Genomic DNA, 22,176 nt, shown 5'->3' on the forward strand with positions numbered 1-22,176 from the left:
TTAACAATTCACGAGTAATCGCGCAACTGTTAAATGATAAATGTTGCTTGTTAAATGATTAAAGAGCCAGCGGCTTGCCCTGATAAAAATCGAGCACCTTGCGGCGGAAGAAGAATTCGTACTTGGCCTGAATCATGTCCGACTCGGCGGCCGTGAGGTTGTTGCGGGCGATGTTAAAATCGGTGCCGTTCAGCAGGCCGTTGTTGAAGCGGATTTCGGCGTTGCGGAAAGCCAGGGCCAGCGCCTCCACCTGCCGTGAGCTGGCCGCGAAGCGGCGCTGGGCCGCCAGCGCATCGGCATAGCTCTGCTCAATGGACTGGCGCAGCTGCAGGCGCACCTGCTCGGCCCGCACCTCGCTTTGCTGAATGCTGATTTGCGCCCGCTGCACGCCCACCCGCGTTTGCAGGCCGTTGAGGATGGGCACGGTGAGGTTGAACTGCAGGAACTCGCCCCGGTTGTCGCGCAACTGGTCAATAAACCGGTAGGGCAGCACATCGAATGCCGGCTGCGGAATGATGTACGTGGTGGGCGAGTAGCCGAGCGGCGCGGTTGGGTCCACCTGAAACACGGGCGTCAGGTTGAACTTGTCGGTCCGCAGCACCTGCTGGTTCCGCACCGAAGAGAAACCGGTTGAAATTCCTCCAGCCATCGTCAGACGCGGATAATACGCCCCCCGGGCAACCTCCAGGCTGCGCTGCGAGCTGAGCACGCGCAACTCGGCCGCCTTGATTTCGGGTAGCTTCTGGCGCGCCATTTCGTAGGTCGCGTTGGGGTCCAGCCCGCCATCGGCGGTGGTGAGCGTGGTGGGGTCGGGCAGCGCGGGCACCACCACTTCAAAGCGGCGGGCGGTGGCGGGGTCCAGGTTCATTTGCTGCACCAGGGCCAGCTGGGCCAGGGCCAACTGGTTCTGGGCCGTCACGAGGGTGCGCTCCTCGCCGGCCTGCTGGGCGCGGCTGTCGAGCAGGTTGCCCTCAGCCACGGCCCCAGCTTTGAGCAGCTTTTCGCTGCGGCTCACCTGTTCGCGCACGGTGCCCATGCGCGCCTCGGAGGCCCGGATGAGCTCCTGCGCCAGCAGCAGCTGCAGAAACGACGAAGCCACGTTCAGCGACAGGTCGTTGCGGGCCTTCGCCACGTCGGCCAGCGTGGCCTGGGCATCGAGCTGGCCGGCTTTGATGGTATTGCGCAGCTGAAAGCCCGAAAACAACGTGACCTGCCCTTGGGCCGAAAAGTTGTTGCCCCGCACGTTCACCGCCTGAAACTGGTTGGTGAAGGGGTCTTTGTTGGTGCCGAAACTGAAGGTCTGGCTACCGTTGAGGGCGGCGGTGGGCAGCAGGGCGGCGCGGTTCAGGCGCGTCACGGCATCCTGCTGCTGGGCGGTCAGCTCGCTTTGGCGCACGGTCAGGTTGTGCGTCACAGCGTAGTCGACGGCCGCCTGGAGCGTCCAGGGGCCACTGGGAGCCGGGGCCGCCTGGCCCAGGGCTGGCGGCGGTGCGGGCGTGGTCTGGGCCCGGGCGCTGGTCGTGGCCAGCAGCGCGCCGACGACGACCAGCCCCAGCGGCCGGGGCCGCGCCAGATGGAAAAATGACGTGTTCCTTCGTTTCATTGCGCAGAAAAATTGGTGCTTTGGTGGAGGTAGTTAATCGGTTAGCCGGGCGTTTTAGTACGCGGCCGGGCCTTATTCCAGCGTCGGAATGTAGGTGATGCCCTGCACCCAGCGCAATTGACGCAGATAGGCCAGGGTTATTTCTTTAATGGGGCTATCCATTTCGATGAACTGCCGGGCGGCGTCGTTGCGGCCCTTGCGGCTCACCATCATGGTGGCGATGTTGCATTGGTCGTGGGCGATGACAGAGGCGATGAAGGCAATGGAGCCGGGCACGTCGTCGGCATCGATGATGAGCGTGTGCAGCGCGCCCGAAAAATCGGCCGGAAAGCCGTCCACCTCCACAATGCGAACCACGCCGCCGCCCCGGCTCTGCCCCACCACTTCCACGCGGCGGCCGGTGGCGCCATCCAGCAAATTCAGCTTGATGGTGTTCGGGTGCATGGTGGAGGCATTGCCCACGCTCTGAAAGGTATAGCGCAGGCCGGCCGCCCCGGCGTGATCAAACGCGGTGCGGATGCGGGTGTCGTCGGGCGCGTAGCCCAGCAGGCCGGCCACAATGGCGCGGTCCGAGCCGTGGCCCTCGTAGGTGCGGGCAAACGAGTTGTAGAACGTAACCACCGCCTCGGTAGGCACCGCGCCCAGAATGCGAATGGCGGCGCGCGCAATACGGACCACCCCGGCCGTGTGCGACGAGCTGGGCCCAATCATCACGGGCCCTATCATATCAAAAATGCTGGATTTTTCAGCCATGGAAAGGTGCCTTCGGTCGGTTTGGAAGGCTAAAAGTAGCGGTTGCGCGGCGGACTACGCGGTTATTTCGCCTGGCACTTTTCACACAATAAATTTCCGGGGCAAATTCTTTTCGTCCGGCATTCAGGAGCAAAGATGCGCCCCAACCATTTTGGTTGCGAATTGTTCGGCACGCCGCCTAAAATCCCGCTTTGCAAAGTCAGTATTTTGACGATATTTGTCGCAGGCCCACCCAGGCTTCTCCCACCATCCCACCTCACTCCCGTTTTCATGTCCCCCTCTCCCACCCAGGAGGAGTTTTCTCCCGCCGTGCTGGCCCAGCTGCGCCGGCTCCAGGCGAAATACGCCCCCGACGGCCAGGACCTGGCCGCCTACCTCGAAGGTCTCTACCACGCCAACTATGTTAACTACTGGGATTATATCGAGTTAGACACCTTACTCTCCCTCCAGCGCCCGCTCACCAACATTCCCGACGAGCGGATTTTTATCATGTACCACCAGATTTCGGAGCTGTACTTCAAGCTCTGTCTCTGTGAGTACGAACAAATCGGCAACCTCGAACAGCCTACTTTGGGCGAAGTCGTGCTGCGCCTGGGCCGCATCAACCGCTATTTTGACAACCTTATCGACTCATTTGATGTGATGGTTGATGGCATGGACAAGCAGCAGTTCCTCGACTTCCGCATGGCCCTGATGCCCGCCTCCGGCTTCCAAAGTGTGCAGTACCGCATGATTGAGATTGCCAGCACCAGCCTAGAAAACCTCACCGACGAGGCCAAGCGCCAGGCCTTGGGCAAGGCCTCGGCCTACGACTACGACGAGCTGCTGGGCTGCATTTACTGGAAAGCCGGGGCTACCGTCGAATCCAGCGGAGCCAAAGCCCTTACGCTTATTGAGTTCGAGCGCAAATATACCGCTGACCTAGTGCGCCACGCCGAAGCCTTCCATCACCGCAACGTGTGGGCCGTGGTCCAGCGCCTGCCCGAAGAGGAACGCCACCACCCCCGCCTGCTACGCGCCCTGCGCCAGCTCGACATCAGCGTGAACGTGAACTGGCCGCTGATGCACTTCAAATCGGCGGTGCGCTACCTGCAGCGCAACCCTACCGACGTGGCCGCCACCGGGGGCACCAACTGGCGCAGCTACCTGCCTCCCAAGTTCCAGCGCCGCATCTTCTACCCCCAGCTCTGGACCGCCCAGGAGTTGGAGGACTGGGGCAAAGGCTGGGTGGAGGGTGTGCTGGAGGAAACGGGCGTAGGCGCGTAGCTTCTTCAGATAAAAATTGAAAAAGGGAGGCCTCATCATTTCGTTGATGGAGTCTCCCTTTCTTTATGCTTGGTTAGAGATTGGGGTATTCGCCACCAGCGGTAAGGCTGTCGGGACAATCATATTGGCCGTATGGCAGAATGGGCTTCAGCTACCGCCGGTTGGTACCGTACATGCTCCACCGGCCAAAGAAAGCCGCTGCCGCCGCTACGATGACCAGCCCCACCGTAGCGTACCGGAACCCGCCCTGGCCAGTTTGGGTCCAGCTCCACCAAGCCACCATGCCCGCCAGAAACATCAGCGTGGTGACCAGCAAGAGCCGCATGGGAGAAACGTACGGCGACTTCGACAGGGTTTTCATGGCTGAAAAGGTTAAATGACAGAATGAATGAGCAGGCTGACAAGGTCCGGCAAACTGGGTCGAAGCAATATCGATATTTTAAATCTAATATACGAATATTACCAACCCAACGCAAGTAGTTCGCACAAGAGTTGAACTGGCCGTTGCTGAGCCGCCAAGTGCTTATTCCGCCATCGTGCCCTTCTCGGCCCGCGTCTCGTCCATGCGCCAGTACACCAGCAGCGAGAGTAGCGCGCAGCCCGTCACGTACCAATAGAACCACTCTTCTACACCGTGCTGCTTGGCGAAGAGAGCTGCGTACTCGGCCGTGCCGCCGAAAATAGCCACGGTGAGGGCAAACGGCAGGCCCACGCCCAGAGCCCGGATTTCGGTCGGGAACAGCTCCGCCTTCACCACCGCGCTGATGGACGTGTAGCCGCTCACCACAAACAGCGCCGCAATGAGCAGGCCCGCCGCCAGCCACGCATCGTGGGTGTGGGCCAGTTGCCGCAGCAGCGGCACCGTGCCCAGCGTGGCCCCAATGCCGAACATGAGCAGCACCGGCCGCCGCCCTACCTTGTCGGAGATAGCGCCCAGCAGGGGCTGAAACAGCAGCGCCACCGCCATCACCCCGAAGGAAATCAGGGTGGCCTGCTCCTTGGAAAAACCGGAGGTATTAACCAGAAACTTCTGGGCGTAGGTAGTGAAGGTATAAAACGCCAGCGTGCCGCCCAGCGTGAGGCCCACCACGGTGAGCACGGCCCGCGGGTGCTGCATCAGCACGCGGAACTGGCTGGGCGAGGGGGCGCGGCCCTCGCCCTCGGGGTCGGCCGAAACGGCGTTTTGCTGTTGCTGTTGCTGCTCGAATGCGGCCGTTTCGCCCATGTGCGTGCGCAGGTAAAGCGCACCCAGCGCCGCCAGCGCCCCAATGACGAACGGGACGCGCCAGCCCCAGGCTCCCAGCTGCGCCGGGGTGAGCAGCTGTTGCAAGCCCAGCTGCACCACCAGCGCCAGCAGCTGCCCGCCCATCAGGGTGAGGTACTGAAAGCTGGACCAGAAGCCCCGGTGCTTCACGCCGGCCATCTCGCTCAAGTAGGTGGCCGAGGTGCCGTATTCGCCCCCCACGCTGATGCCCTGCACCAGCCGGGCCAGTAGCAGCAGCGCCGGCGCCATCACCCCGATAGTGGCGTAGCCGGGGGCTGCCGCAATCAGCAGCGAGCCACCTGCCATGAGCCGCACCGAAAGCAGCAGCGCCGCCCGCCGGCCGTGGCGGTCGGCATACGCGCCCAGCAGCCAGGCTCCCAGCGGCCGCATCAGGAAGCCTACCGCGAAAATCGCGGCCGTGTTAAGGAGTTGAGCCGTGGCGCTGCCCTGCGGGAAAAAAACGGGAGCGAAGTAGAGCGCAAAGGCCGAGTAGGCATACCAGTCGTACCACTCCACCAGGTTCCCGATGGAGCCACTGACAATGGAGCGCAGCCGCGAAACCGGCGCTGAAAGGGTAGTTGTAATCATGAGGCAAATAAACGATTCGCGGCCCGCCACGGCTGGGACTTTTCGTTTTTTCTGCCCGAATGCCCCGCTGCTACGGCCGTAACTTTGTGACTGCGATGGGCAACACTTCATTCCGCACCCAAAAGGATAGCCACCTTTCTTATTACACAAATGTTAAAACAAGAATTAGAAATTCTTCTCGCTCCCGAAGTTGCTTTTGATGAGTTGGCGTGCTACGACGCCATTTTACAACAAGCCGGCCTAGTCCCTGGCGAAGCTGATTTTGTACATTTACGCCGCCGTTCCATCGATGCCCGGGGCCGGCAAGCCCTTGTGCGGCTACGGGCCGACATTTACCGGAACAATCCGCCAAGCGAGTTATTTGGACCATGGTTTATTTATCCAAATGTTAAAACAAACGCTGCCCGTGTGCTCATCATTGGCGCGGGTCCAGCGGGTTTGTTTGCCGCGCTGCGCTGCCTGGAGCTGGGGCTGAAACCCGTTGTGCTGGAGCGTGGGCGGGATGTGCGCGCCCGCCGCCGCGACCTTGCCTCCATCAACAAAGACCAGCTGGTGAATCCCGATTCCAACTACTGCTTTGGGGAAGGTGGAGCCGGCACCTATTCAGACGGCAAGCTTTATACCCGCGCTACCAAGCGCGGCGACGTGAGCCGCGTGCTCCGCCGCCTGGTGCAGCACGGATCCACGCCCGACATATTGGTGGACGCCCACCCCCACATCGGCACCAATAAACTACCGGCCGTGGTGCAGGCCCTGCGCGAGGCCATCATCGAAGCAGGCGGCGAGGTGCATTTCGACACCCGCGTCACCGACCTCTTGCTTGACAACAACCAGCTGCGCGGGGTGGTCACGGCCAGCGGCGCATCCATTGAGGCAGAAGCGACCATTCTGGCCACCGGCCATTCGGCCCGCGACATTTACGAGCTGCTGCACCGGCGCGGCGTGCTCATCGAGGCCAAGCCCTTTGCGCTGGGCGTGCGCGTCGAGCATCCGCAGGAATTAATTGACCAGGCCCAGTACCGCCGGGCCGACCGTGGGCTGCTGCCAGCCGCCTCCTACTCCCTGGTACATCAGACGGAGGTGCGCGGCGAGCAGCGCGGCGTGTTTTCGTTTTGCATGTGCCCCGGCGGGTTCATCGTACCCGCCGCCACGTCTCCCGGCGAGGTGGTGGTGAACGGCATGAGCCCGAGCCGCCGCGATTCGCGCTTTGCCAATTCCGGCATTGTGGCCGCCGTGGAGCTGGCCGATATGGACGTGCAGCAGCACGGGCCGCTGGCCGGCCTGCATTTTCAGCAGCAGATTGAGCAGCTGGCCTGCCAGGCGGCCGGTGGCACGCAGCGGGCTCCGGCCCAATTGCTCGGCGACTTTCTCAAAAACAAAACTTCAACCAGCCTGCTTGAGACGTCTTACCAGCCCGGCCTGGTGTCGGTGCAGATGGACGACGTGCTCGGGCCGGTGCTGGCCGAACGCCTGCGCCAGGGCTTCCGCGATTTCGGCCGAAAAATCCCCGGCTACGCCACCAACGCCGCCCAGATTGTGGGCGTGGAAAGCCGGACTTCGGCCCCCATCCGCATTCCGCGCGACAAGGACACGCTCCAGCATCCGGTGGTGGCGGGGCTGTACCCGTGCGGCGAGGGGGCGGGCTACGCTGGCGGCATCGTGTCGGCCGCGATGGACGGTGAGCGGTGCGCCGAAGCCGTGCGGGCGGCGGTGAGCCGTTAGGTTTTTCGCTCCGTCAGGCGGGCACCCTTCGGTGGAGCCGCACGTTAGGCTGGCTGCGGCGTTCGGCTTTTCGTACTACTGAACTCATCTTAACAATCCGTACCCGCCCGCCGGGTACTCGCTTATTTTCCAATCATGAAGAAGACTCTTGTGCTCGGTGCTTCCGACAACCCCGCCCGCTACTCGTTTCGGGCGGCGCATATGCTCAAAAACCACGGCCACGAAGTGGTACCCGTGGGCATCCGCAAAGGCCAGGTGGCCGGGCTCGACATTCACACCGACCGGCCCCAGGAAACGGACATTGACACGGTAACGCTCTACGTAGGCCCGCAAAACCAGCCCGACTGGTACGACTACATTCTGGACCTGCAACCCAAGCGCATCCTTTTCAACCCCGGCACCGAAAACCCTGAGCTGGAGCGCTTGGCCCAGCAGCGCGGCATCCAGACCGAGGAAGCCTGCACGCTGGTGCTGCTCTCGATTGGGCAGTACTAACCGCAGCAGTATTAATAGGACTGGAATTGCCTATTGCGCGCCCCCCAAAACCTGGTTTTGGAGGGCGCGCTTGCATTGATGGCAGTACAACCGGCGGGTGAGAAGGTCGGAATTCTGCATCTTTTAAGCCTGATTACGTAGTACAGGCAGCACTAGAATGCCCGAATTTTGCACTATCAGCCGGTCCCGCTTCAGTGATACCCCTTAAAATATGGCGTGCAGGAAATTGATATTACCGAAAGGGGCGGGTATTCTCCCGGTGTCATTGAAAATGCTGCCAACCGATATTATATGAAACCATTACTTCTGACTTCCCTGGGCGTACTGCTAAGCACTTCGGTATTTGCCCAACACAACATGCCGGGCATGGACATGTCGATGCCCATGCCGGCTGCAAAACCGAAATCCAAACCCGTTGCGCCCGCCCCCCGGCCCAAACCCAAGGCGGTGCGCCCCAAGTCCGCCGCCGTTGCTCCGGCCGATACCACCGGGGGCAAAGCCGGTGCCCCGGCCATGCCAGGAATGGACACACCGGGCATGAATATGCCCGCACCGGCTTCCGCGTCGCCCGCCCAACCCGCGCCCGCCATGACCGGCATGAACATGGGGATGGCCGGCAACGCCAGCATGCCTGGCATGGCCGCCGACAGCAGCGGCGGCATGATGATGGACATGCGCAACTCGTTCTCCAAAAACCTGCCCATGACGCGGCAGGGCTCGGGCACCAGCTGGCACCCCGATTCCTCGCCGATGTACATGCAGATGTACCAGACCAAAGGCTGGGACGTGATGCTGATGTATTCCGTGTTTCTGCGTTACACCAGCCAGAACTTCAACCACAGTGAGCTGCGCGGCGATGCTAATTTCCGCGCCAACAGCTACGTGATGGGCATGGCCAACCACCTGGTGGGCCAGCGCGGGCTGTTCAGCATCCAGGCCATGCTTTCGCCCGACCCGCTGACGGTGGGCGGCGCGGGCTACCCCTTGCTGTTCCAGACCGGCGAGTCGTGGAAAGGCGAAAAGCTGTACGACCACCAGCACCCGCACGACCTCGTGAGCGAGCTGGCCGTGGCCTACACCTACGCCGCCAGCTCCAACGTGGACCTAACCGCCTACCTCGGCTACCCCGGCGAGCCGGCCATCGGGCCGCCCGTGTTCATGCACCGGCCCTCGGCGGCCAACCTGCCGGCGGCCCCACTGGGCCACCACTGGCAGGATGCCACTCACATCCAGTTCGGGGTGGCCACGCTGGGCGTGCGCTACCGCAACGCCAAGCTCGAAGGCTCGCTCTTCACCGGCCGCGAGCCCAACGAAAACCGCTACAGCTTCGATAAGCCGCGCTTCGACTCGTACAGTGCGCGCCTCTCGGTGAACCCCTCGGCTAACGTGGCCCTGCAAGTTTCGGCCGCCCACCTCAAAAGCCCCGAAGAGCTGGAGCCCAACGACAACGTGGACCGCACCAGCGCTTCGGTGCTGCACAATGCGAACGTGGGCAAGGAAAGCATCCTCTCGACTACTGCCGTGTGGGGCATGAACCGGCACAGCGGCACCGGCGAGGAAACGACTTATTCCAACTCCTTCCTGCTCGAAAGCAACCTCCAGGCCAAGCAGTTCAACCTGTTCACCCGCCTCGAAACCCTGCAGCTGAACTACGGCGAGCTCCTGCTGCCCGCCCCCACCGACCACGACGCGCAAGCCAACCGCTCAGTGGCCGCCTTCACGCTCGGCGCATCCAAGTACCTCGCCAAAACCAAAGCTGGCTGGCTCGACCTCGGCCTCGCCGGAACCCTCAATACCTTTAATACCGACAATGCCGCCCTGGTGAATGCCTACGGGAAAAACCCGCTTTCTTTCGAAGTGTACCTGCGTTTCATCGCCCCGCGCATGAGCATGCACATGGGCCACGGCGGTAAGCAGCACGGCGGAATGCCGGGAATGAAGATGTAAGCCAGCATTTCACAAAAAAACAAAAAAGCAGCGCCTGATTCGGACGCTGCTTTTTTGTTACCTGTCCGATAAAAGGCATCGCCGGCAAACTGCCTTTATATTTGCCCCAGAATACGGTGATGGATTGCCACCGCGAACCGCCGGAGCCCCGTGCCCCGCGCTGATGATTCCTACGAAACGGCGCGGCCCCGACGGCCGCGCCGCATAGCTCATCCTGCCGTTCGCACCCATGCTTTCCCTCTTTTCCCTCGCCCACCTGCGGGCCGCCCACTTCACCTCGGCGCTCCTATTCCTGCTGCGCTGGGGGCTGATTTGCAGCCTGATTGGCGCGCTGGCCGGCACCGCATCGGCGGGGTTCCTGGTTTCGCTGGATTGGGTCACGGCTTGGCGCGAAACCCACCCCTGGATGCTGGCGCTGCTGCCGGCGGCGGGCCTGCTCATCGGCGGGGCCTACCACTATTTCGGCAATAGTGTGGTGCGCGGCAACAACCTGATTCTGGATGAAATCCACCGCCCCAGCCAGCGGCTGCCGCTGCGCATGGTGCCGCTGGTGCTGGGCGGCACACTGGCCACGCACCTGTTTGGCGGCTCGGCGGGCCGCGAGGGGACGGCCGTGCAGATGGGCGCGGCTCTGGCCGACCAGCTCCCCCGCTGGCTGCGCCTGCGCCCCCGCGACCGCCGCCTGCTGCTCATTGCGGGCATGAGCGCGGGGTTTGCCTCGGTGTTCGGCACGCCGCTGGCCGGGGCCGTGTTCGGGCTCGAAGTCTTTCTGCTGGGCTCCATTCGCTACGAAGCCGTGCTGCCCAGCTTCCTCGCGGCGGTGATGGCCGATTTCGTGACGCGGGCCTGGGGCGTGGGCCACACCCACTACCCCACGCTGGGCGAACTGCCGCTCACGCCACTTTTACTGGGCTGCACGCTGCTGGCGGGGGCGCTGTTCGGGCTCACGGCGCGGGCGTTTGCCACGCTCACGCACGGCCTCAGCCGGGTTTTCAGCCGCATTAATTACCCGACGCTGCGGCCGGTAGTGGGCGGCGCGCTGGTGGCCGGGCTGCTGTGGCTGGTGGGGCCGGTGCGCTTCGGCGGGCTGGGCGTGCCGGTCATTGTCGAAGCCTTCCAGCACCCGCTGGCCCCCACCGACTGGGCCTGGAAGCTGGCCCTCACGGCCCTCACACTGGGTTGCGGCTTCAAGGGAGGCGAGGTCACCCCGCTGTTTTTTATCGGGGCGGCGCTGGGCAGCGCGCTGGCCGTAGTGCTGCCGCTGCCGGTGGCGCTGCTGGCGGCCATGGGCTTTGTGGGCGTGTTTGCGGGCGCGGCCAACACCCCGCTGGCCTGCCTGCTGATGGGGCTGGAGCTGTTCGGGGCCCACGCCGGGGTGTACCTGGCCCTGGCCTGCGTGGTGGCGTATTTGTTCTCTGGCCACCACGGCATTTACACCGCGCAGGTGGTGGGCCAGGCCAAGCACCTGCGCCTGGGCCGGCAGCAGGGCCAGCGCCTGGGCGAGCTGCCCTAGCTGGCCCTACAGCAGAATATCAAACGTGAAGGCGGGCATCACGAGCAGCTTTCGGCGCACCACGCGCATCTCGTCGGCCTGATAATCGGCCACGAATCCATTGGCAAATAAAACGTTGATGCCGGCCCGGAAGTCATTGCTAAAGCGCAGGTTCAGTCCCAGGCCGCCGCCCACGTTGAAGTCCGTCAGGTTGCCTTTATTGTAGCCAAGGTCCCAGTGGTAGAGCGAATAAACGCCACCGATGCCGACCACCGGTTCCAGGCGTGGGTTTTTCAGGGGAATGTAATAGGTGAGCAAGCCGATGCCCCCGGCGCTAAATTCGTTCTGTCGATGCGAATCGAACACCTGCGTGGCCACCAGCCGCCCGCCAAAATGCTGCCCGAAACGGCCTTCTGCCTGCACGCCCAGCACTTTGGGATTGCCCAAAATGCCCAGCGCAGCGCGGTATTTTTGGTAGCTGACGGGCTTACTGGGGGCCTCCTGCGCCGCAAGGCGTGAGACAGCCAACGAGGACAGAAGGAATGGTAGCAGTTTTTGCATAATGGCATTGAGTAGCGCTTGCGAAATTACGCCCTCTAAGGCAACAAACGGAGCACCGCAAAAAACTTCTTACCCCAGGCAACCCTTCCCGCCCTTTCCGCATCTGCCGCTTCAACTCACCATCCTTTCTGCACTTTGCCCACCCTTACCGTGACGACCGAAGCCGACCTCATCGCTGCTTGTGTGCGGGGCGAGCACCGGGCCCAGCGCCAGCTCTACGACCGGCTGGCCGGGCTGATGCTCACCGTGTGCCGCCGCTACCTCAAGCGCCGCGAAGATGCCGAAGAAGCCCTGATTCTGGGCTTTGCCAAGATGTTCCGGGCCTTGCCCAACTACCGCTTCGAAGGCAGCTTCGAGGGCTGGGTGCGCCGCATCATGGTGAACGAAGCCCTGATGCAACTGCGCCAGCGCGAGCTGATGACCGTGTCGTTTGAGGACTTTGCCCAGCCCGAAAACCTGGCCACCACCGCCGCCACCGCCGACACCCAGCTGCAGGCCGAAGACCTGATGAACCTGCTGGCCACCCTGCCCACCGGCTACCGCACCGTCTTCAACCTCTACGCCCTGGAAGGCTACGGCCACCAGGAAATTGCCGAGCTGCTGGGCATCAGCGAAGGCACCAGCAAATCGCAGCTTAGCAAGGCCCGCGCCATGCTCCAGCGGCGCGTTCAGTTTTCCGCCATCTCGGCGAATTAGCCCCTATTCATTATGCTTCCCGACGATAATATTGATGATTTATTCCGCCGCCAGCTCGACGGCCATGCCACGCCCCCCGGCGACGACCTCTGGGCGCGTCTGCAAAACAGCGCGCCCCAGCCCGAAGCCCACGACCCGCACCTCGACGAGCTGTTCCAAAAAGGCCTCGGCCCTCACGCCACGCCCCCGCGCCGCGAGCTCTGGGAGCGCCTCGAAGACGAACACCTGCGCCAGCGCCAGCGCCGCGCCGCCGCGTGGTGGCCCATGGCCATGGCCGCCGCCGTGCTCGTCCTGCTGCTGGCCGGCGGGGCCGGCCTGTGGCTGGGTTTCCCATTCGGCAAAATGGGTGGCAGTGCAGTGGCCGTTCAGAAGAATGAAGGCACAAACACTGCTAGTAAGAAGCTCACAGTAGTTGCCACCAAGCTCAACGCAACCGCAACTCCCACGGCAACCAATACCGCCACCCCCACCCCGATTTCTGAAGAAGCAATAGCCGATAATAACACACCGGCAGGTATTGAAAACACGGTTTCTTACTCCGTTCAAAAAAACACCACGGCTCAGGCAACCTGCTCCCTGGCCCTCGCATCTACCGCTTCAAAGGCCAGTAAATCGGCCGGGCGGCTGTCGCCGCGCCACCCGCTGGGAAGCACCCGGCAGCCGGACGCGGCCGCCCCATCGCCCACCCTCGTGGTTCGCACGACCCCGCCTACTCCGGCCCGCCAAACTGCTGCTGACGAGCAACGGCCGGCTCCGGTGGTAGCCGCAAACCCGCCCACCCCAGCGCCCGCGACGGTAATCGACCCCGCCCGCCTGGTGCCCGCCCCCGAGCTTATCACGGTGGAGGTGCGCAACGGCGAAGCCCCCGCCCGGCCCGCCCGTACGGTGGCCTCGGCCCTGGCTGCCAACCCCGAACCGGCCGAGCGCCGCCGGCTGGGCGGTCGCCTCCTTGAGCAAGCCGGCCACCTGGTGCGCGGCGAGCGGGTGAGCCTGGCCGAAGTCACGGGCCTGCCCGAAAACGTGACCATCCAGGCCACCGTGGCCGGACACCGGGTCACGAAATCCATTCAATTGTAATTCATCCTCTTCTCGTTAGAAACCATGCAACGCGCTTTTCTCCCCTTCTTTCTGCTGCTGACCACCGTGGGCGGGCTGAACGTGGCCCGCGCCACCGCCTTCCGGCCCGCCGCTACGGTTAAGGACACTATCGTGGTGCGCCTGCCCAACAAGGCCACCCTGACCCTGACCGTGCGCAACGCCGCCCAGCTGCGCGAGATGAAAAACTACCACCTCGACTCGCTCACTTCGCGCCTGGCTACCTACATCAACCAGGCCGAAGCGGCGGCCAAAACCGGCACCACCGACCAAGTGACCATGCGCTTCTACCCCGACAAAGACCAGCCCAACCAGAACCTGCCCGAAGAAATCCGCATCACGGCCCACAAGCCCGGCGTGAACGAGAAAGGCAGCACCAAAACGCAGGTGTTTCTGAACAAGAAATTCGGCCTCGTAGCCCACACCGACGAAGATGGCAGCACGTCGTACAACTTCAACAGCAATAACAGCGACAAAAAGAAGAAGACGGCGGCCGACTCCTTGAAGCACGCCCGGGCCCAGCGCCGCTCTTCGGTTTCTTTCCGGCTGGGCATCGGGCTCAACACCTTGGTAAACACTACCGCCAATGCGGTTAGTCCTAGCGCCCCTGGGCTCGACTACTGGGGCTGGGGCGTGGGCAACGTTGATTTCGGCCTCGATTTTGTGCAGCCGCTAGCCTACAGCAAGCGCGCCAAGCTAGCCCTCACCTTCGGGCCGGAGTTCGCTATAAACAACTTCCAGCTTCAGGGCAACAACCAGTGGGTACAGGGCAGCACCGCCACCTCCTTTGAGCGCGCCCCCGACACCAAGCAGGTCAGCAGCTCGACCCTGTACCTGGGCACCCTCAACTTGCCCGTGATGCTGCGTCTCAAGCTGCGCAACAAGGAGGACCGTCGCACCCTCACGCTCGGCATGGGCGGTTTTGGCGGCTACCGCGTGGCCAGCAACATCGAAACCGAGTATAAGCTGTCGGGCAGCGACTACAAGCACGACGACAAAATCTCCGGTCCCCTCAATCTCAACGATTGGCAGTACGGGGTGCAGGGCGAAATCGGCTTTCACGCCCTTCGCCTGTATACCCGCTACAACATGAACGAAATGTTCCGCGACGGCAAAGGCCCCAACACCCACGTCCTCTCCTTCGGCCTGAACCTCACTGGGTTCTAGAAATCAGCCGGACCAAGCCGGGTTGAAACCCACTGATAATAGAACGCCATGCTGAGCGCAATCGAAGCATCTCTACCGCAATAGTAAGTGATTACTTGCACGGTAGAGACGCTTCGACTGCGCTCAGCATGGCGTTCTGCTTTTAGGGGTCGAAAGCCCCCTACATATTCCGAAAGAAATTATCCAGCAGAATGGCCGCCGAGATGGCCACGTTCAGGCTTTCGGCCTGGCCGCCGGCCCCGCGCAGAATGTGCAGCTTGCGCGTGAGGGCCGCCTCTACGCCCGGCGTGAGGCCGTGCGACTCGCTGCCCATCACGAGCACGCCGGCGGGGCGCAGGGTGAGGCGATGCACGTTGTCGCCCGCCAAATCGGCCCCGAAGATGCCCACGGCAGGGGCCAGCGTGTGCAGCCACGCCGCGAGGTCGCGCTCCCAGACGCGCACCCGGGCGAAGGCCCCCATGCTGGCGGCCACGGTTTTGGGGGCGTAGGCATCGGCGCAGCCGGGGCTGAGCACCACGCCGGGCAGGCCGTACCAGTCGGCTAGGCGCAGCAGGGTGCCGAGGTTGCCGGGGTCGCGCACTTCGTCGAGGGCGAGCAACAAACCGGTTTCGGGCAGCGTTAGGGGCAGCGGGGTTTCGGCGGGCAGGCGCACCACGGCCAGGGCGGTGGTATTGGTGGCCAGCGTGCCGAACTGGGTGAGCTCGGTTTCGGTGGCTATGCTGAGCGGCAGCCGGGCGGGCAGCTGGGCACGGTTTTGGTCGATGAATTCGGCCGTGGCCAGCACGTGTTCAACTTCCAGGTCGGAACTTAGCAGTTCCAACACGCTTTTGCCCCCCTCCACCAGGAACGCCCCGTGGCGGTGCCGGTACTTCTTCTGGTGCAGTGACTGCACGTATTTGCCAAGTGCTTTTGAAACCATTACGCTTTACTTATTTGCCAAAACTACGGCCTGCGCACCGGCTGGGGCCGCTGCTCGCGCTGCTGGGGCTGGCGGCCTGCTCGCCGTTTGGCCTGCTGCGGCCCAACCAGCGCCTGCTCAGCCGCGTCGAAATCAAGGGCATCGAGCAGGCCGACAAAGAGCGGCTCACCGCGCTGGCCCAGCAAAAGCCCAACACCAAGCTGCCGCCCAAGCTGGCCATCTACCACCTAGGCTTCAACTTTTACGATTCGGCGCGCATTAAAACCAAGCTGCGCGAGATTGAAACGACTTACGCGGCCAAAATAAAGGCCGCCGGCACCGACTCGGCTGAGCTGGGCAAAATGCTCGACCAGCGCGAACGCAAGATAAAACGCAAGCAGTTGGCCCTCGACAAAGGCAACGCCATCATGCGTCTGGGCGAAGCGCCGGTTATCTACGACACGGCCCTGACCAAGAAATCGGTGGAGCAGATGACGACGTTTCTGCGGTCGCAGGGCTTTTTCCGGGCGCGGGTGTCGGCCACCGACACGGCCCGCTACCAGCGCGGCATCGTGCTGCGAGCCCTGAAAGCCGTGGGCTCGATTATCCCAAGCAAGCCCGATTCGCTGGACGCGGCCAAGCAGTACCGCCGCGTCACGGTGACTTATAACATCAAGGAAGGCCCGCCGTTTCTTTATCGCCTGCAGGCCCCCAGTATTCCCGATTCGGGCGTGGCCGCCGTGGTGCGCCGGGGCCAGCCAGCCACGCTGCTGCACGAAAACGACCGCTACAACGAGGACCTGATTGGCCAGGAGCGCACCCGCCTCGAAACCCTCCTCAAGAACGCGGGCTATTTCGATTTCCGCCAGCAGTACATCACCCTCGAAGCTGACACGAGCTACGAGAAATTCACGGTGCGGCTGCGCACCTTCATTGCCAACCCCGGCCCGGGCCAGGGCCACCGCGTGTACACGCTGCGCCAGGTGCGCTTCGTTACCGATGCCGGCGTGGGCCGTACCCTGCGCAACGCCACCGGCGACACCCTGCGCCGCGCCGGCACCGCCGGCGCGCTGCGCGCCCGTCCCAGCCTCGGTGTGCGGATGGATACCGTGGTTACGGACTCGATTCGCTTCGCCGCCTACCAGCAGAAATTCAGCACCGGCCTGCTGGCCAACAAGGTATTGGTGCGCCCCGAGCAGCACTACAGCTTGGCCAACACCATGCAAACCCAGCGCCAGCTGGCCGACCTGGACATGTTCCGGTTCAATACCGTGAACTACCGGAAGGTGCCCGACCCGCCCACCGCCGACAGTACCGGCCGCACCCCCAGCACCGGCGAGCTGGTGGCCGTCATCAATGCTTCGCCTGCGCCCAAATTCTCGCAGACCGTGGAGGTGGGCGCTACCTACGTGGCCTACCTGCCGGGTCCGTTTCTGAATTACCGTCTGAAAACCCGCAACCCCTTCGGCGGGGCCGAGGTGCTGGAATTTGGCGTGCGGGCCGGCTTCGAGGGCCAGCTCACCCGTTTGGGCAACGACAGCACCGATAACGTGTATACCACGCAGCTGGGGGCCACGGCGGCGCTGGTGCTGCCGCAGTTTCTGGTGCCCTTCCGCACCAATTATTTCCTGACGCGCTACAACCCCAAAACCCGATTTTCGCTCTCCGAAACCTACGTGAAGCGCCCGGAATACATCCGGTCCAACTTCGAGTTTGCCTGGGATTACATCTGGCAGCGCTCGCCGTTTCATCAGTACGTGTTTTCGCCGGTGGTTATCACCTTGGTGAATACCCCCTTCACAAGTGACGCATTTAATGCCCGGCTCAAGGCGCTTCAGCTTACGGATGGCTCCTCGCTGTACCGCTCATTTAGCAAGCAGGTTGAGCCGAGCTTCAGCTTCACTTCGCTCTATAATTCCAACGATTTCAACGAAACCCGCAATGCTTACTACCTGCGGCTGTTTGGCGAAATCGGCGGCCTCACGCGCGGGCTCTATCGCAAGGGGCTCTACGAAAGCACCAGCCTGAGCGTGTACGACTTCGCCCGCATCAGCATCGATTACCGTCGCTATTACCACCTCACGCCCCAAACGTATTTTGTGTGGCGCCTCAACGGCGGGGCTGTCCATGCCCTCACCCGCACCGACGACCCCACCACACCCGAGAGCGACCCACAGTTCATCGTGCCCTACGACAAGTCGTTTTTTGCCGGCGGCTCCACCAGCCTGCGGGCCTGGCAGCCCCGCCGCCTGGGGCCTGGCGGCTACACGCCCCTGCGCCCGAGCGGCAACCAACTGGTGCGCGACTACCTCACCGAGCAGCCCGGCGAGCTGCTGCTGGAAGGCAGCGCCGAGTACCGCTTCCCAATCTATGGCTTCTTCAAAGGAGCCGTTTTCACGGATTTCGGCAACGTGTGGGGCTTGCAGGAAAAGAAAAACCCTGTTACCGGCGAATACCTTCGCCCCGGCGCGCAGTTTCAGCTCAACACCTTCTACCGGCAGATTGCCGTGGGCTCGGGCTTTGGCCTGCGCTTCGATTTCACGTTCCTGATTCTGCGCCTCGACATCGCCACCAAAATCTACGACCCCACCGCACCCGTTGCCGCCGATAAATGGGCCTTGCGCAACTTCGACACCAGTGCCAACCCCGTTTCCTTCAACCTGGGCATCGGGTATCCATTTTAGTAGCTTGGCGGGGTGGTGGGTTAGTGGATTGATGAATTGGCGGTTTGTTAATCCGCTAACTCACCAGTCCACTACTCCACCAACCCGCCAAGCCGGTTAATACCCCAGCAGCTCGCCCAGCGCCACGGCCACTTTGGCCGCACTCGGCAGCATCTGCTTTTCCAACTCCACGTTGAGGGCAATGGCCGGCAAATTGGCCGCGCCGAGGGTGAATACCGGCGCGTCCAGCGCCGTGAAGCAGTGGCGCTGAATGCGACCGGCCAGGCTTTCGGCGAAGCTGTTCATCAGCGGCTCTTCGGTGAGGACGAGCACCTTGCCGTGGCGGCGGGTGGCAGCCGTTACCGCGTCGAAATCGAGGGGGTTGAGGGTGCGCAAGTCGAGGATTTCGATTTGGCCGGGATAGTCGCGGCTGGCGGCTTTGGCCCAATGCACGCCCATGCCGTAGGTCACGACCACGGCCGTATTGCCCCGGGCAAGCTGCTCCGCATCGGCGGCCTGCGCGATGGCGGCCACACCCAGCGGGATGACGTAGCCGGCCGCCGGCTCCACGGTTTTGGCCTCTTCGGTGCCGGGCACCTTGCTCCAGTACAGGCCCTTGTGCTCCAACATGATGACCGGGTTAGGGTCGAGGAAGGCGGCGCGCATGAGGCCCTTCATGTCGGCCGCGTTGCTGGGGTACACCACTTTGATGCCCCGAATGGTGAGCAGCGTGCTTTCGATGGATCCCGAATGGTACGGCCCGCCCCCGCCATACGCCCCAATGGGCACCCGGATGAGGGCCGGAATCGGGAACTTGCCCATGGTGAGGTAGCAGGATTTGCTGAGCTCTTCCACCAGCTGGTTCAGGGCCGGCCAGATGTAATCGGCAAACTGAATTTCGACGATGGGCCGCGCCCCCACGGCCGCCATGCCCGCCGTGCTGCCCACAATATAAGCCTCCTGAATGGGCGTGTTGAACACCCGCGCATCGCCATACTTTTTGGCCAGTAGCGCCGCCTCGCGGAACACTCCCCCCAGCTCACCGCCCACGTCCTGCCCGTAGAATAAGGCTTCAGGAAATTCCTGGAGGATGTCGTCCACCGCGTGCAGGGCGGCATCCACCATCAGGGCTTTTTCGGCCCCGGCGGGGCTGCGTTCGCCGGCTTCTTCCGTCACGGCGGGCGGGGCAAACTCGTGGTCGGCGAAGGTGGCCGGGTCGGGGTTGGGCGCGGCCAGGGCCTCGGCCCAGTCGGCGCGCACGGTGGCGCGGGCTTCGGCTTGCAGGGCGGCCAGGGCGGCTTCGGCCACGCCCAGGGCCAGCAGGCGCTGGTGCAGGCGCGGCAGCGGGTCCTGCTCCTGATGGATGCTCAAATCATTGCGGTACCACTCGCGGCGCACGCCACTGGTGTGGTGGCCCAGCAGTGGGCATTTGGCATGCACCAGCACCGGCCCGCGCCGGGCGCGTACGTGAGCAAACGCCTCGGCCAGCCCGGTGTGCGACGACTCGAAATCGGCCCCGTCCACCTGCATCCGGCGCAGGCCGGGGAAGCCGGCCGCAAACTCGTAGGCATTCATGGCGCGCATCTCGCGACCGGTGGCCGAGATGCCCCAATCATTATCCTGCACCAGATACACGATGGGCAGTTGGTGCAGAATGGCCATTTGCAGCGCCTCGGCCACCTCGCCCTCCGTCATGGCCCCGTCGCCGATGGAGCAGAGCACCAACGGTTTCTGAGCCAGCCAGCCCGCCGATTTATTCAACGACTCAATTGCCAGTCCCTGCTTTTCAAAGTAGCTGATGGCGTGGGCCATGCCCGTGGCTGGGATGGCCTGCATGCCCGTGGCCGAGCTTTGGTGCGGAATAACCGGGACGCCCGCCCGCCGCAACGAGGGGTGCGAATAGTACGTGCGCCCCCCGCTGAACGGGTCGTCGGCCTTGGCCAGCAGCTGAAGCATGAGCTCGTACGGACGCAGGCCCAGGCCCAGCAGCAGGGCGTCGTCGCGGTAATAGGGCGCGGCGTAGTCATTGCCGGTGAGCAGGAAGGCGGCGGCCAGCTGCACGGCTTCGTGGCCGCGGGCGGTAGCGTGTACGTAGCGCGAGGCCGTGGCCTTTTCTTCTTCGTAGAGCGTGGCCATTTCGGCGGCCGTGTGCATCAGGCGGTAGGTGCGGCGCAGCAGGCTGACATCGGGCGCGGACGTGGCGGTGGCGGGCGTGGTGAAGGCTTCGGCGGCAGCGGCCGCTGCGGCGGCTACGCGGGGGTTGGCAAAGTCAGTAGTATCGGAAGCGGCGGGAGCAGCGAAATCGGACATCGGGAGCAGGGCGGGGTGAGACTGCAAAAGTACACCCCGCGCCCTCGTCCGTATCTTTGCGCAATTAAGGGTTAAGAGTTAAAAGTGATGAGTTATCGATTACGAACTACCCACTTTTAACTCTTAACCCTTACCTCTTAACTGTCAACTGCCTTCCCCCTGCATGCCCTCCCCCACCATTCGCCCCGAAATTGAAGCCTGGCTGGCTGATTTCCAGCTGCGCCTCTGCCAGCAGCTTGCCACCGCCGATGGCGGCTCCGCCACCTTCCTCACCGATGCCTGGGAGCGCGAGGGCGGCGGCGGCGGCCGCTCCAAAGTACTGGAGCACGGCGCCATCCTCGAAAAAGGGGGCGTTGGTTTTTCGGCGGTTTGGGGCGAGATGAGCGAGGCCGCCGCCCGGCAGCTGCACATGCCCGACCCGCATTTCTACGCCACCGGCGTGAGCGTGGTGCTGCACCCGCGCAGCCCGCGCATCCCCATCATCCACATGAATGTGCGGTATTTTGAGGCCGGCAACGGCGAGGCCTGGTTCGGCGGCGGCATCGATTTAACGCCGATTTACGTGGACGAGTCCCAGGCCCGCCGCTTCCACGCGCAGCTGCAAGCCGTGTGCGACCGCCACAATCCGGCCTACTACCCTAAGTTCACGCGTTGGGCCGACGACTATTTCTACCTCCCGCACCGCCAGGAAACGCGCGGCGTGGGCGGCATTTTCTACGATAGACTGACCGTGGGCTCGGACGGCACCGCCGAGGAATTATTCGCCTTCATGCGCGACGTGGCCGAGCTGTTTGGCCCGTTCTACACCCAGCTCATGGCCGAAAACCACGCCCTGCCCTTCACCGAGCGCGAGGAAGCCTGGCAAAGCCAGCGCCGCGCCCGCTACGCCGAGTTCAACCTGGCCTTCGACCGGGGCACGCGCTTCGGCCTCGAAACCGGCGGCCGCACCGAGTCCATCCTCATGAGCCTGCCCCCGCGCACCGGCTGGGCCTACAACCCCGCCCCGCCCGCCCCCGGCACCGCGGAGGCCACCACCCTGGCTTGGCTCCGCAAGGGCGTAGACTGGCTGGCCGATGCTTGAAGTCATTCAACAGCTTGACCGGCAGCTACTGCTGACCGTCAACCATGCCCACAGCCCCTTGCTGGATGCGGTGATGGTTTTTGCCTCCAACCGCTTGGTTTGGTTTCCGGTCTACGCCATTCTGATTGGTTGGCTGATATACCATTTTCGCTGGCGGGCGGCCCTGCTGCTGCCACTGGTTATCGCCGCCGTGGGCCTGGCCGACAGCATCACCAGCCGGCTGTTCAAGCCGTTTTTCGGGCGGCCCCGCCCCTGCCACGATGCGTCGCTGGAGCATCTCCTGCGCTTACCGGATGGTTGCGGCGGGCAGTTTGGCTTCCTGTCCTCACACGCCGCCAATTCCATGGCGCTGGCGGTTTTTCTGGCCGTGGTGCTGCCTGCTGGGCGTTTTCGCGGGCTAAAAATCGGGGTATTTGCCTGGTTTGTTTTGTTATCCTACAGCCGCGTGTATCTTGGCGCCCACTACCCCACCGACGTACTGGGCGGGGCTGCTGTCGGGGGCCTTATGGGCTGGCTGGCAGCGGTGATATATCAGCGCTGGGCTCCGCGCTGGTGGCCCATCCAGGCGTAGCTTA

Annotated in this window: 18 protein-coding genes and 1 riboswitch; of the genes, 11 read left to right on the forward strand and 7 right to left on the reverse strand. The window is 63.3% G+C overall.

Translation table 11 applies throughout. The features are described from left to right. Positions 1-58: 58 nt before the first annotated feature. Both ACVWYF_RS00995 and sdaAB read right to left on the reverse strand, forming a co-directional pair. Entirely contained in the window at positions 59-1,603 is a 1,545-nt protein-coding gene (locus tag ACVWYF_RS00995) for a TolC family protein (RefSeq protein ID WP_457063707.1), read from the reverse strand. Between the two features lie 72 nt (positions 1,604-1,675). After that, a complete protein-coding gene (gene sdaAB, locus ACVWYF_RS01000) occupies positions 1,676-2,356 on the reverse strand; it encodes an L-serine ammonia-lyase, iron-sulfur-dependent subunit beta (protein WP_457063709.1) in 681 nt (226 codons plus the stop codon). 270 nt (positions 2,357-2,626) lie between these two features. Here sdaAB and ACVWYF_RS01005 point away from each other — a divergent pair, with 270 nt between their 5' ends. Continuing rightward, positions 2,627-3,622, forward strand: coding sequence for a tryptophan 2,3-dioxygenase family protein (locus ACVWYF_RS01005; protein ID WP_457063712.1), 996 nt, complete (start codon positions 2,627-2,629; stop codon positions 3,620-3,622). A 151-nt stretch (positions 3,623-3,773) separates the two neighbouring features. On the opposite strand, the gene ACVWYF_RS01010 is transcribed toward ACVWYF_RS01005, so the two are convergent. Beyond that, positions 3,774-3,983 (reverse strand): hypothetical protein, encoded by a 210-nt coding sequence (locus ACVWYF_RS01010; RefSeq protein ID WP_457063714.1) that lies wholly within the window; start codon positions 3,981-3,983, stop codon positions 3,774-3,776. 162 nt (positions 3,984-4,145) lie between these two features. Then, positions 4,146-5,474 (reverse strand): MFS transporter, encoded by a 1,329-nt coding sequence (locus ACVWYF_RS01015; protein ID WP_457063716.1) that lies wholly within the window; start codon positions 5,472-5,474, stop codon positions 4,146-4,148. A gap of 150 nt (positions 5,475-5,624) precedes the next feature. On the opposite strand from ACVWYF_RS01015, the gene ACVWYF_RS01020 reads away from it, so the two are divergent. From ACVWYF_RS01020 to ACVWYF_RS01035, 4 genes are all read left to right on the forward strand, one after another. Beyond that, a complete protein-coding gene (locus ACVWYF_RS01020) occupies positions 5,625-7,196 on the forward strand; it encodes an NAD(P)/FAD-dependent oxidoreductase (RefSeq protein ID WP_457063719.1) in 1,572 nt (523 codons plus the stop codon). Between the two features lie 135 nt (positions 7,197-7,331). Then, positions 7,332-7,691, forward strand: a complete 360-nt coding sequence (locus tag ACVWYF_RS01025; protein ID WP_457063721.1) for a CoA-binding protein — start codon at positions 7,332-7,334, stop codon at positions 7,689-7,691. Between the two features lie 291 nt (positions 7,692-7,982). Continuing rightward, positions 7,983-9,638 (forward strand): hypothetical protein, encoded by a 1,656-nt coding sequence (locus ACVWYF_RS01030; RefSeq protein ID WP_457063724.1) that lies wholly within the window; start codon positions 7,983-7,985, stop codon positions 9,636-9,638. A 106-nt stretch (positions 9,639-9,744) separates the two neighbouring features. Further along, a riboswitch (Fluoride riboswitch) is annotated at positions 9,745-9,818 on the forward strand. A gap of 49 nt (positions 9,819-9,867) precedes the next feature. Next, complete coding sequence (locus ACVWYF_RS01035) at positions 9,868-11,151, forward strand: chloride channel protein (RefSeq protein WP_457063726.1); 1,284 nt, start codon at positions 9,868-9,870, stop codon at positions 11,149-11,151. Positions 11,152-11,157: 6 nt separating this feature from the next. Here ACVWYF_RS01035 and ACVWYF_RS01040 read toward each other — a convergent pair whose 3' ends face one another. After that, positions 11,158-11,658 carry a hypothetical protein gene (locus ACVWYF_RS01040; RefSeq protein ID WP_457063729.1) on the reverse strand — a complete coding sequence of 167 codons (501 nt, stop codon included), beginning with the start codon at positions 11,656-11,658 and terminating at the stop codon, positions 11,158-11,160. Between the two features lie 168 nt (positions 11,659-11,826). Between ACVWYF_RS01040 and ACVWYF_RS01045 the strand changes: the two genes are divergently transcribed. Genes ACVWYF_RS01045 through ACVWYF_RS01055 form a run of 3 tightly spaced genes read left to right on the forward strand, consistent with a single transcriptional unit; the run spans position 11,827 to position 14,649 of the window. Next, entirely contained in the window at positions 11,827-12,387 is a 561-nt protein-coding gene (locus ACVWYF_RS01045) for an RNA polymerase sigma factor (protein ID WP_457063731.1), read from the forward strand. A gap of 12 nt (positions 12,388-12,399) precedes the next feature. Then, positions 12,400-13,464, forward strand: a complete 1,065-nt coding sequence (locus ACVWYF_RS01050; protein WP_457063734.1) for a hypothetical protein — start codon at positions 12,400-12,402, stop codon at positions 13,462-13,464. A gap of 24 nt (positions 13,465-13,488) precedes the next feature. Beyond that, positions 13,489-14,649, forward strand: coding sequence for a hypothetical protein (locus ACVWYF_RS01055; RefSeq protein WP_457063736.1), 1,161 nt, complete (start codon positions 13,489-13,491; stop codon positions 14,647-14,649). A 160-nt stretch (positions 14,650-14,809) separates the two neighbouring features. On the opposite strand, the gene ACVWYF_RS01060 is transcribed toward ACVWYF_RS01055, so the two are convergent. After that, positions 14,810-15,568 (reverse strand): TrmH family RNA methyltransferase, encoded by a 759-nt coding sequence (locus ACVWYF_RS01060; protein ID WP_457063739.1) that lies wholly within the window; start codon positions 15,566-15,568, stop codon positions 14,810-14,812. A gap of 14 nt (positions 15,569-15,582) precedes the next feature. Between ACVWYF_RS01060 and tamL the strand changes: the two genes are divergently transcribed. Next, positions 15,583-18,231: a translocation and assembly module lipoprotein TamL gene (tamL, locus tag ACVWYF_RS01065; RefSeq protein WP_457063742.1), complete on the forward strand. Its 2,649-nt coding sequence runs from the start codon at positions 15,583-15,585 to the stop codon at positions 18,229-18,231. A 96-nt stretch (positions 18,232-18,327) separates the two neighbouring features. Here tamL and ACVWYF_RS01070 read toward each other — a convergent pair whose 3' ends face one another. Then, positions 18,328-20,520, reverse strand: coding sequence for an alpha-ketoacid dehydrogenase subunit alpha/beta (locus ACVWYF_RS01070; protein ID WP_457063745.1), 2,193 nt, complete (start codon positions 20,518-20,520; stop codon positions 18,328-18,330). Between the two features lie 163 nt (positions 20,521-20,683). Between ACVWYF_RS01070 and hemF the strand changes: the two genes are divergently transcribed. Together hemF and ACVWYF_RS01080 are read left to right on the forward strand one after the other, a co-directional pair. Continuing rightward, positions 20,684-21,601, forward strand: coding sequence for an oxygen-dependent coproporphyrinogen oxidase (gene hemF / locus ACVWYF_RS01075; protein WP_457063747.1), 918 nt, complete (start codon positions 20,684-20,686; stop codon positions 21,599-21,601). Further along, positions 21,594-22,172 carry a phosphatase PAP2 family protein gene (locus tag ACVWYF_RS01080; protein ID WP_457063749.1) on the forward strand — a complete coding sequence of 193 codons (579 nt, stop codon included), beginning with the start codon at positions 21,594-21,596 and terminating at the stop codon, positions 22,170-22,172. The genes hemF and ACVWYF_RS01080 overlap by 8 nt, the downstream gene beginning before the upstream one ends. The last annotated feature ends 4 nt before the right edge of the window (positions 22,173-22,176 follow it).

It is taken from the genome of Hymenobacter sp. UYAg731 (assembly GCF_054061335.1).